Here is a 10617-nt window from a genome sequence, read left to right on the forward strand (position 1 = left end):
AAATGCGCGCAGTAGCTTGGCACGGAACCCACGACATGCGCGTGGACACCGTTCCCGACCCCGAAATCATCAATCCGAAGGACGCCGTCATCAAGGTCACCTCGACCGCGATTTGCGGGTCCGACCTTCACCTTTACGACGGCGTGATCCCCGGCATGATGCCAGGCGACATCGTCGGTCATGAGATGATGGGCGAGGTGGTCGAGACCGGCCCCGAATCCACGCTTCAGAAGGGGCAGCGCGTCGTCGTGCCCTTCACCATCTCCTGCGGCGACTGTTACTTCTGCCGCAAGACGCAATATTCCGCCTGCGACAACACCAATCCCGCCGACAAGCAGGACATGTCGGAAAAGCTTTACGGCCACGCCATGTCCGCACTGTTCGGCTATTCGCACATGACCGGCGGCTATTCCGGCGGTCAGGCCGAATATGCCCGCATTCCGTTTTCGAACGTCGGCCCGATCGTCATTCCGGACGGGCTCGAGGACGATCAGGTGCTGTTCCTGTCGGACATTCTTCCGACGGGATGGATGGGTGCGGAGAACGCCGAGATCGAAGAGGGCGACATCGTCGCCGTCTGGGGCTGCGGGCCGGTCGGCCTGTTCGCCGTCCAGTCCGCCCGCCTGATGGGCGCGGGCCGCGTCATCGCCATCGACCACCATCCGCACCGCCTGGAGCTGGCAAAGCAGCAGGGCGCGGAAGTCATCGACTTTCGCCGCACCGACGTGCGCGACGCGCTGATGGACATGACCGGCGGCATCGGGCCCGACGCGGTGATCGACGCGGTGGGCATGGAAGCGCACGGCTTTGCCGTCGACAATGTGCTCGACAGCGTGAAGCAGACGGTAGGCATCGGCGCCGACCGCGCCGCCGCTCTGAAGCAGGCGATCCTCTCCGTGCGCAAGGGCGGCCGGGTCTCCATGCCTGGCGTCTATGGCGGGATGGTCGACAAGTTCCCGCTCGGCGCCTTCATGGAGAAGGGCCTGACCCTGAAGACCGGTCAGACGCATGTACAGCGCTACCTGAAGCCGCTTCTGGAAAAAATTCAGGAGGGCGAGATCGACACGACCTGGTTGATCTCGCACCGCCTGCCGCTCGAGCAGGCGCCGACCGGCTACGAAAATTTCCGCAACAACCAGAATGAATGGACGAAGGTCGTCCTGAAGCCGGGAATGTCCGCATGAGCGAGCGCAAACTCGCCGTCGTCACCGGTGCTACGAGCGGCATCGGGTGGGAACTTGCCAAATGCGCCGCAAGCGACGGGTACGACCTGATCGTGAATGCGCGTGGGGAGGAACTCGAGGACCGCGCGAGCGAACTCGAAGTCTTCGGCGTCTCGGCAAAGGCCGTGCGCGCCGACCTCGGTACCGAAAGCGGTGTGGAGACACTTCTTTCCGCGCTTTCGGACCGCCCGGTGGACGTGTTCTGCGCAAATGCCGGTCTGGGCAAGGGCGGCGAGACGTTCCTCGACCAGGAGTTTCATGACGCCAAGGACGTCATCGATCTGAACTGTACGGGGACCGCCCGCCTGATTTACGATATCGGCCGGCATATGCGCAGCCGGGGCGAGGGGCGGATCCTCGTCACCGGGTCGATCGTCGACCGCATTCCCGGTCCCTTCAATGCCGTCTACAATGCGTCGAAGGCCTTCATCGACAGCCTGGCCTACGCCGTGCGCAACGAGCTGAAGGATAGCGGGGTCACGATAACGGTCCTGATGCCGGGCCTGACCGACACCGGCTTTTTCGACCGCGCCAACATGGAAAATACCGAAGCGGCCTCCACCTCGTTGAAGGATGACCCCGAAACGGTGGCGAAAGACGGCTGGAAGGCAATGCTCGCCGGAAAGGCCGGGGTCGTCGGCGGCAATCCGATGAACGTCGTCCAGCATGCCTTTGCGGGCGCGCTGCCCGACAAGGTGAATGCGGAACTGCACCGCATCCTGATGAAGGGCTTCGGCTAGGCTGGCTTGTTCGCTGCGGCGCGGCGTTCAGCGCGAATGGATATGGAGATGCCCGGTCAGCGTGCGGTTGACCGGGCATTTTTCCGCAATGGCGACGATTTTCTCGCGTTCCTCGTCGCTCAGGTCGCCGTCGACCTTGATCGTCTTCCAGATCGCCTGAATCTGCGCGTCCTTGTCGTTGAGGATATGCTCGCAGTCCTCTTCGTGGTGGCTGTCATGCGTCAGCTGAACCGACAGCGCGGTAACGTCATAGCCCTTCCGGTCGGCATACATCTTCATCGTCATCACCGTGCAGGTACCCAGCGCGGAGAGAAGCAGGTCGTAAGGGGTCGGCCCCAAATCCTCACCGCCCACCTTTTTCGGCTCGTCCGCCACGAAGGCATGCGATCCGGCATAGACCTGCGTGCCGAACTTCCCGTGGCCCATTTCGACGAGCACGCCTTCGTCCGGTGCTTCGATCGCCGCCTCGGGCAGGTAGCGTTCGGCCCACGCCGCGATCACCCCGGCGGCGTAGTGCGCATCGCGATCTTTCACCATCAGATGATCGGCATCGTCCAGGCTGACGAAGCTCTTCGGGTGAAACGCAGCCTCGTACAATTGCCGGGCATGGTCGACGCCGACCACCTCGTCGACGGGCGAATGCATGATGAGGAGGGGCATCTTCAGCGAGCCGACCGCCGACAGCACGTCGGCGCCGCGCACGCTCTGGATGAACTTGCGGCCGACGCGGAACGGCCGGCCGGCAATCTCGACCTCGCCTTCCCCGTCGCGCTCGATGGCTTCGAGGTCGCCGCGAAACTGCTCCAGCACATGCGGCACGTCGGAGGGCGCGCCGATGGTCGCCACGGCGTGCACGCGCGGGACATGATGAGCGGCGGCAAGCACGGCCGCGCCGCCCAGGCTATGGCCGACCAGCAGTACCCCGTCGCCGAAGCGTCGTTCCAGATAGCCCGCCGCGCTGACGACATCCGCGACGTCGCTGGCGAACCCGCCATTCGCGAAATCGCCGTCGGATCCGCCCAGGCCGGTAAAGTCGAACCGCAGGGTGGCGATCCCGATGCGGGCGAGCGCGCGGGTGATGCGCGTCGCCGCGCGGCTCTGCTTTGTACAGGTGAAGCAATGCGCGAACAGGGCGGCCCCGCGCACGCGCCCCGGCGGGAGTTCCAGCGCTCCGGCGAGTTTGACCCCGTCGGCATTTTCGAACTCGATTCGTTCGGTCGCCATCATATGTTCCTTGCCGCCGCCTGCCCCAGCCGCTTTCGTAGCCCCTCGATGTGACCTTACCAAGGGCCGGAGCCGCTTCATGCGCCAGATGATCCTCGCCGTACCGCCGCGCTATGCGGGGGAGGCCGTCGCCGCCGCCGACCGGCACGATGCCCGCCGCTTTGCGGAAGTCGACGCAGAGCGGGGCGGGGCGCCTATGAAGCTGATCGTCCTCAACGTGCCCAATGCGTGTATCGAGGGGCTGCTGGCCGACCTGGAGTCGATCAGGGACCTCCACGTCAATTTCGAACCTCAGGGCGTGATCGCGCTGCGGCCACCGGACGACGAGGCGGAGGACCAGGTCACCGATGTACAGCCGCTCAGTCCGATCGAGGTGTTTCTGGGCGGCCTGCAAAGCATCGGCTCATGGAAGGGGTTTCTCGGCTACGCCGCGGCGGGCGGGGTCATCGTCTGGGTCGGCCTCTACACGGAGGTGGTTTATCTACTCGTCGCGGCCATGCTGATCGCGCCCTTTGCCGGGCCTGCAATGACGATGGCGCTGGGAACGGCGCGCGGCGATGTGCGCCTGCTGCGCCGCTCTCTGGCGCGATACGTGGCGGCGCTGGCGGTCAGCATCGCCGTCTGCTTCCTGCTCAGCCTGATCTTCCGCCAAGAGATCGCGACAGGTCTGATGGTCGATACCAGCATGCGCTCGGCGGTTTCCTTCATCCTGCCCGTCGTGGCGGGCGCGGCGGGCGCACTCAACCTTGCCCAGTCGGAGCGCTCCAGCCTCGTCAGCGGCGCGGCCACCGGCATGCTTATCGCTGCGTCGCTGGCCCCGCCGACCGGTCTTGTCGGTATGGGACTAGCCATCGGCGAATGGGACATCGTGCGCTCGAGCGCCTGGGTGTTGGTCCTGCAGATTGCGGGCATCAACCTCGCCGGCTTTGCGGTCCTCAGGCTTTACGGTCTCAATTCCGACGGCGCCCGATTTGCGCGCGGCAAGCCCGTTGCCAGCTGGATTTCGCTGGGCGCGACGGGCCTTGTGTTCGCGGGTCTTCTTTATCTGCAATTTTCGGTCTCGCCGGAGCTTGAGCGTTCCTCGCTGGCGCAGCGCATTACCGCCGACGTGCGGCAGACGCTTGACGAGGAAAGCGGGGAGCTGATCCTGGTTCAGGCGAATGCCGACTTCACCCGCGCCGACATATCGGACCAGTCCACCGTGCTGATTACCGCCTATTTGCAGGGCAGCGCCACCGAAACGCAAAAGGAGGCGCTGGCGCGGGCCGTGCAGCGCAGGATCGGCGACGAATATGACGTGACGCCGCTGGTCGACCTGACCGTTCTCACACCCTCCGGCTAGTCGGCCAGGGGCGCTGGCGGGCCGGTCCGGTCAGGCGCCGATCTGGCGGTCCACTTCGTCGTGGAACCGCTTCACGCCCTGTTCCAGACCGCCGAGGACGATTGTGCCGACCTCTCCGGAATCGAGACCCTTCTGACCCAGGCGGCAGGCGCCGAAATCTTCCTTGCCGAACACCTGGCCGTCCAGCAGCGCCCAGCTGCGCGCCCAATGATCCTCCGCCTTGTCCGTCGCGGGCGGCTCAGGGATCAGCATGAAGTCCTCGACCAGCGTTTCGCGCACCGTTTGCGGCATGATCGTCATGACGTTCACATAGTCGGGCGAGCAGATGATCACGGACGCCGGCAGCATCTGGTAGGTGAAGGTGCCGAGGCGGCGCAGCACGTCCCAGTCCTCCAGGTCGAACTCCTCGCCCTCGGCCTTGCGCGTGACCAGCGAGCGCTGGTGCGGACCGATCTGGTCGCCCGCGCCTTCGCCGTCGCCGAAAAAGCGCGCGATCGAGTTCTGGTGAAGCCGCTGGACGTGATAGCTTTCCAGAAAGGCGTCCATGATCAGCTTCCAATTGCCTTCGACCTTGTGGGTGCGGCGGCGGTAGAGGTGCATGTCGGCAAAGCCCAGCGCCTCGAAATCCTGGCGCAAGGGGCCAGTGACCAAGCTGAAGTCATAGTCCTTTTGACGGTCGAGGCCGGCCCAGATCATGCCGCCGGCTTCGGCGCTCGGCATTTCGATGAGGGCGAGGTCGCAGCGGTCGACGCCCTCGAAGGCTTCCGGGCGCGGCAGGCCGGCAAGCGCCCCGTCCGGCGCATAGGTCCAGGCGTGATAGGGGCAAACGATACGCGGCGCCTTCACCACCTCCTCCGCATCCAGCAGGCGCGTACCGCGATGCCGGCAGATGTTCAGGAAAATGCGCAGCTTTCCGCCCTTGTCGCGGGTCAGCAGCAGCGGCACGCCATAGTCGTCATGGGTCGCTGCGCTGTTCGGCTCGGGCAGCAGCGCGGAGGGGGCGACCAGAACCGGCATGCTCTCGAACAGGGTTTCCCGTTCGCGGCAGAACCGGGCATCGTCGATGTAGATCGAGGCGTCCAGGGTAGCGGCCTTCGGCATGGCGAGGCTTTCGCCGCTCTTGATGCGGCGGGCGAGCGCGAGCTGGCCGTTTGTCGGCCGTCGCTTGGGCGCGGGCATGTCCATGACCGCTTTATACCGGAACGGAACCATCACGGCGAGGGCACCTGCCCTATGCGAATGAAGGGGGGCGAATGCAGCCGATGTTGGGAATTTTCCGCGGGAGTGCACGCACCTCTTCGCGGCACTTGCAAAATAGGGCGATGTCGGGAACGGTCGCGGCCTATGTTCGCGTCCGTGCTTCGCCCACATTTTCCCCGGATCTCGCCCGATACCGCGCCCGCATTGAGGTGTGACCTACTGTGACCTTCACCATGGGTGGACGGAGCGATGCGCCGGGCTGTCCGTTGGCCTGCAACGCGCTTTAGATGGAGACGAATTTGGCAAGCGAGGCACCAGCCCACCCGACCGGCATTCGTGCCTATCTGGAACCGGCGCCGCTGGCGGCGCTGGCCGTCGGCATTTCGTCCGGCGCGCCGTTCGCCATGATCGCCGCGACGCTGACGACCCGTCTGGCGCAGGACGGTATCGAGAAGTCGACCGTCACGCTCTTCGCGCTCGCCTTTCTCGCCTACAATCTGAAATGGGCCTGGGCGTGGATCATCGACAGCGTCCGCCTGCCCCTATTGGGCCGCCTGGGGCAGCGCGTCTCCTGGATGCTGGTGGCCGGCTGCCTCGTGGTAGCTGCCATCGTCAACCTCGGCATCGCGCAGCCTGCCGATGACATCGTCTACACCGCCTGGGCCGCGATCCTGGTCGCGGTTGCCGGGGCGACCTACGACATCGTGATCGACGGCTATCGCATCGAACTTCTGAAGCCGCGCCAGCTCGGGGTCGGTGCGGGGATGAGCCAATATGGCTGGCGGATCGGCGCTGCGGCGGCGGCAGGGACCGCGCTCGTCGTTGCCGACGAGGCGGGATGGACCCTGGCCTATATCGTCTGCGCGCTGTTCGCGCTTCCCGCCATGATCGCCGCGCTCGTCATGGGGGAGCCGGCGCGCCACCGCGAACCGGCCGAGCGGAAGGGCGTGCGAGCGGCGGTCCAGTCGGTCCTCGGCCCCTTTGCCGAGTTTTTACGGCGTCAGGGCGCATTCCTCGTCCTCCTGTTCATCCTCGTTCACAAGATCGGCGACACGCTGGCGAACCTCACCTTTCGCCTGCTCTTCGACGATCTCGGTTTCACCAATGACGAGATCGCCTTCTACGATGTCGGGGTCGGATTCTGGGCGCTCCTTGTCGGTGTGTTCGTGGGCGGCTGGCTGTACGAGCGCCTCGGCATGAAATGGTCGGTGATGATCAGCCTTATCCTGATGGCGGTCAGCAATTTCAGCTTCGCGGCGCTGGCAGCCACCGGGCACAGCAATCTCGGCATGGCGGCCGCCATCGGTTTCGAGAATTTCGCGAGCGGGTTCGGCGGGGTCGCCGTCGTCGCCTATTTCTCGGCGCTCTGCGACCTGCGGTTTACCGCCTCGCAATATGCGCTCATTTCAGCGGCGGCGAGTATCGTCGGGCGCACCCTCACAGGCACGACGGCAGGATCGCTGATCGAAAGCATCGGCTATGTGAATTTCTACCTGCTGACGACGGCCGCAGCGGTTCCCGGCATCCTTCTCTACGGGATCATGATGCGCACGGGCCTGGTCGACGCCGCCATCGGTACGGCCGGGACGGAGCCCCCCGCAGAGGAAGTCCCGGCCTACCGGGAGGCCGACTGACAGGGGCGCCCGGGTTTCCTTCCTTACGGCCCGCGCTAAGCTCCTCTGGGGATGGGACGAATCGGGGGCGGTATGATTCGGAAGACCGCGATACTGGCGGCGCTCTGCGCGTTTGCGGCGGCGAGCCCGGCAACTGCCGAATGGGTGAGAGCGGAAACCGACAATTTCCGCGTCTATAGCCGCGGTAACGACGAAATCCTTGCCGAGCGAGCCGCCGAACTCGAGCGGTTCGACGGGCTGCTACGGCGTTTTACGGGCGTGCCTCTCGACAAGCAGACGCCAAAGCTGGACGTCTGGCTGTTGAACGGCGTGTCGGAGCTGCGCCGCGTTAGCGACATGAACGATGCCGCCGGCTTCTACAGGGCCAGGCCAAACGGAGTCTGCGCATTCGCGCTGCGCTCACGCCGCGATTACGGCGCACAAATCCTTTTCCACGAATATGCCCATCATTTCATGATGCAGCACTTTCCCGTGGCCTACCCGAAATGGTTCGTGGAGGGCTTCGCCGAATATTTCATGACGGCGGAGTTCGACGGTCCGGAAATCGAGGTTGGCCGCTACTCGAAAAGCCGGGCCTGGGTTCTGGGAACGACCGGGTGGATGGCACTTGAGGACGTGCTGCGCGGCAATCTGACCCGGAAAACAACCGGCGTCTTCTACGGCCAGAGCTGGCTGCTGACGCACAATATCTACAGCGACATTGACCGGGCCCGCGCCTTTCCGCGCTATCTCGAGAGCGTCGCCGCCGGCGAGGACCCCGTCACGGCCTGGGAGCTCGTATTCGGCGAGAGTGTGGAAGAAGCGGACAAGCGCCTGCGGGAATATTTTGCGACCCGCCGCGTCAAATACCGGCGCATGACCTTCGACGATGAAGTGCTGCTGACGGATATTCCGACGACCGAATATCCCAACTCCTCCGACGACATGTTGCCCCGCTTCGCCATGCTCGACTGCTCGTCGGGCGATCCGGAGGAGCACCTCAGGGTCATCCGCGACAAGGCGGACGACTATGATGATCGCTTTGCGACCGCAACGCATGCCTATGCCGAGGCTATCGCGGGCGACACTGATGTGGCCATCCCGGCGCTCCAGACGCTCACGCAGGCCGAACCGGACAATCCCGACCATTATTATTATCTCGGCCGAGCCTATTCGCGCCGGGCTCATGAGGACGGGCAGGATGTCGCCGAGTATCATCGTCTCGCGCGGATCGAATATGCCCGAGCTTACAAGCTACGGCCCGACCATGTGCCGACGCTGTATTATTACGCGCATGACGGCGAGCCCTATCGGGGGGAGAATGAGCGCAACATGTTGGCAGTGGCGCGGCAACTTCGTCCGCAGGTCCGCTCCGTAAATACGACGCTCGCCATCTCGCTCGCTCTCGCCGAGGACTGGGACAATGCGGAACGGGTCCTCGCCCCGGTGGCTTTCGATCCCCATCTTTCCGAGGACAGCTGGGCGCGCAAGCTGATGCAGCGCGTAGAGGCGCGGGACGTCGCGGCGGTCGAGGCGTTTCTGGAGACCGGGCCGGCAGAACATGGGGCGGAGGAGGGTTCCGACGAAGAGGAGCCCGGCGCCCGCGCAGTCATGAAAACCCGATAACCTCGCCGGATACTGATCCCGGTCAGTGATCGAGATTGGCGCAAAGGCGGGTTTCCCCGTCGCCGGTACGCGTTAGACTGTCCGCGAAGGGGGCGTTGACTGGGTAGTTTCATGTTTCGTTCGATAGTCTCCGCTGCACTGCTCCTCATGACGACGAGTCCTGCGGCCGCCGAGTGGGTGATGGCGGAAAGCGAACAGTTTCGCGTCTACAGCCGCGGCAGCGAGCAACGTGTCTCCGAGCGCGCGCAGCAACTCGAACAGTTCGACCAGCTTCTGCGCATCTATACCGGCGTGCCGTCGGAGCGGTCGGTGCCAAAGCTCGACGTTTGGCTGCTGAACAATTCGGGAGAGATGCGCCGCACGTCGGGCATGGACAATGTCGCAGGCTTGTATGTCTCGTCGCCCGGCGGCGTCTGTGCCTTCGCCCAGCGCAAGGACAGCGGCTTTTACGGGGCGACCCTGCTTCACGAATATACCCATCACTTCATGAGCCAGCATTTTGCCGCTGCCTATCCGAAGTGGTTCGTCGAAGGTTTCGCCGAATATTTCATGACCGCAGAGTTCGATGGTCAGGAAGTCAGCATCGGGCGCTATACGAAGCCACGGGGCCGCAGTCTTCTCCATGAAACCTGGCTGCCTTCGGAGATGGTGCTCAGCGGGGTCTATCATCCCGTCCAGACGGGCATATTTTACGCCATGAGCTGGCTGCTGACCCACTATGTTTATGCCGACCCGGACCGTACGCAGACATTCCAGCTCTATTTGAATGCCGTCGCCGGCGGTAGCGATCCGGTGACAGCCTGGGAGGAGGCTTTCGGGCAGACGCCCGAGGAGCTGGACGTGGCGCTCGACCAATATATGGACCGCAACCGCATCAACTACCGGACTATCGAGTTCGAAGAGGGCACCTTTCGCCGGTCGTGGATCCGGATTACCGAATATCCGAACTCCTCGGACGACATGCTGCCGCGCTTCGCGCTTCTCGACTGTACGATTGGGGACAGCGAGGAGCATCTCGAGATCATTCGCGACGATGCGGAGGATCACGACGATCCCTATGCACAGACCACGCGGGCCTATGCAGAGGCCATCGCCGGCGAGACCTCCTTCGCCATTCCGGCGCTGACCGCCTTGGCGCGGGCAGAGCCCGACAATGCCGACCATCATTATTATCTGGGCCGCGCCTATTCCCGCCGCGCGCATGAGGAAGGCGCCGATATGGATGCCGACCACGAGCGGGCCCGGGTCGAATATGCGCGTGCCTACAAGATACGGCCCGATCATGTGCCGACGCTGTATTTCTACGCCCATGACGGTGACGCCTACCGCGGCGAGAACGAGCGCAATATGATGCTGCTTGCCCGCGAGCTGCGACCGCAAATCTCGCAGGTCTCGACGACGCTTGCGGTCTCCTACGCCATCGCCGGTGAGTGGGAGATGGCCGAGAAGGTGCTCGCGCCAGTGGCGAACAACCCGCATCTTTCCGACGACAGCTGGGCTCGCGAACTGATGCAGCGTATCCACGACCGGGACACCAGCCTGTCCGGCGAGGCTGTGGAGGGCCGCGAGGATGACCGCGAGGCCGGTGACGGCGGCGATGGCGAAAATAGGGACGAGCGGGCCGAGGAAGCCACCGCCGGGTAGGACAG

Annotated in this window: 8 protein-coding genes; 6 read left to right on the forward strand and 2 right to left on the reverse strand. The window is 64.3% G+C overall.

Translation table 11 applies throughout. The annotated features are described in order from the left end of the window. The first annotated feature begins 2 nt into the window (after positions 1 to 2). Together KCN53_RS06425 and KCN53_RS06430 are read left to right on the forward strand one after the other, a co-directional pair. A complete protein-coding gene (locus KCN53_RS06425) occupies positions 3 to 1184 on the forward strand; it encodes a zinc-dependent alcohol dehydrogenase (protein ID WP_088710913.1) in 1182 nt (393 codons plus the stop codon). Then, complete coding sequence (locus KCN53_RS06430; RefSeq protein ID WP_088710912.1) at positions 1181 to 1963, forward strand: SDR family NAD(P)-dependent oxidoreductase; 783 nt, start codon at positions 1181 to 1183, stop codon at positions 1961 to 1963. The genes KCN53_RS06425 and KCN53_RS06430 overlap by 4 nt, the downstream gene beginning before the upstream one ends. 27 nt (positions 1964 to 1990) lie before the next feature. Here KCN53_RS06430 and KCN53_RS06435 read toward each other — a convergent pair whose 3' ends face one another. Next, entirely contained in the window at positions 1991 to 3187 is a 1197-nt protein-coding gene (locus KCN53_RS06435; RefSeq protein WP_088713260.1) for a bifunctional alpha/beta hydrolase/OsmC family protein, read from the reverse strand. Positions 3188 to 3266: 79 nt separating this feature from the next. Between KCN53_RS06435 and KCN53_RS06440 the strand changes: the two genes are divergently transcribed. Then, positions 3267 to 4529 carry a DUF389 domain-containing protein gene (locus tag KCN53_RS06440; RefSeq protein WP_088710911.1) on the forward strand — a complete coding sequence of 421 codons (1263 nt, stop codon included), beginning with the start codon at positions 3267 to 3269 and terminating at the stop codon, positions 4527 to 4529. Positions 4530 to 4559: 30 nt separating this feature from the next. Here the strand turns inward: KCN53_RS06440 and KCN53_RS06445 are convergent, their stop codons facing one another. Further along, positions 4560 to 5708: an aromatic ring-hydroxylating oxygenase subunit alpha gene (locus KCN53_RS06445; RefSeq protein WP_224199394.1), complete on the reverse strand. Its 1149-nt coding sequence runs from the start codon at positions 5706 to 5708 to the stop codon at positions 4560 to 4562. A 308-nt stretch (positions 5709 to 6016) separates the two neighbouring features. Between KCN53_RS06445 and KCN53_RS06450 the strand changes: the two genes are divergently transcribed. The 3 genes from KCN53_RS06450 to KCN53_RS06460 all read left to right on the forward strand — a co-directional run bounded on the left by KCN53_RS06450 (position 6017) and on the right by KCN53_RS06460 (position 10612). Beyond that, the gene (locus KCN53_RS06450; RefSeq protein WP_088710910.1) at positions 6017 to 7363 is read left to right on the forward strand and encodes an AmpG family muropeptide MFS transporter; all 1347 of its coding nucleotides are present in this window, start codon (positions 6017 to 6019) and stop codon (positions 7361 to 7363) included. A 72-nt stretch (positions 7364 to 7435) separates the two neighbouring features. Beyond that, entirely contained in the window at positions 7436 to 8968 is a 1533-nt protein-coding gene (locus tag KCN53_RS06455; protein WP_088710909.1) for a tetratricopeptide repeat protein, read from the forward strand. A 111-nt stretch (positions 8969 to 9079) separates the two neighbouring features. Further along, positions 9080 to 10612 (forward strand): tetratricopeptide repeat protein, encoded by a 1533-nt coding sequence (locus KCN53_RS06460; protein ID WP_088710908.1) that lies wholly within the window; start codon positions 9080 to 9082, stop codon positions 10610 to 10612. The last annotated feature ends 5 nt before the right edge of the window (positions 10613 to 10617 follow it).

It is taken from the genome of Pacificimonas aurantium (genome assembly GCF_020092905.1).
GTDB classification, from domain to species: domain Bacteria; phylum Pseudomonadota; class Alphaproteobacteria; order Sphingomonadales; family Sphingomonadaceae; genus Pacificimonas; species Pacificimonas aurantium.

Bases quoted from the DNA above. Each gene is read 5' to 3' on its own strand.
- KCN53_RS06425 (WP_088710913.1), top strand. From the start codon at position 3: ATGCGCGCAGTAGCTTGGCACGGAACCCACGACATGCGCGTGGACACC.
- KCN53_RS06430 (WP_088710912.1), top strand. From the start codon at position 1,181: ATGAGCGAGCGCAAACTCGCCGTCGTCACCGGTGCTACGAGCGGCATC.
- KCN53_RS06435 (WP_088713260.1), bottom strand. From the start codon at position 3,187: ATGGCGACCGAACGAATCGAGTTCGAAAATGCCGACGGGGTCAAACTC.
- KCN53_RS06440 (WP_088710911.1), top strand. From the start codon at position 3,267: ATGCGCCAGATGATCCTCGCCGTACCGCCGCGCTATGCGGGGGAGGCC.
- KCN53_RS06445 (WP_224199394.1), bottom strand. From the start codon at position 5,708: ATGCCCGCGCCCAAGCGACGGCCGACAAACGGCCAGCTCGCGCTCGCC.
- KCN53_RS06450 (WP_088710910.1), top strand. From the start codon at position 6,017: ATGGAGACGAATTTGGCAAGCGAGGCACCAGCCCACCCGACCGGCATT.
- KCN53_RS06455 (WP_088710909.1), top strand. From the start codon at position 7,436: ATGATTCGGAAGACCGCGATACTGGCGGCGCTCTGCGCGTTTGCGGCG.
- KCN53_RS06460 (WP_088710908.1), top strand. From the start codon at position 9,080: ATGTTTCGTTCGATAGTCTCCGCTGCACTGCTCCTCATGACGACGAGT.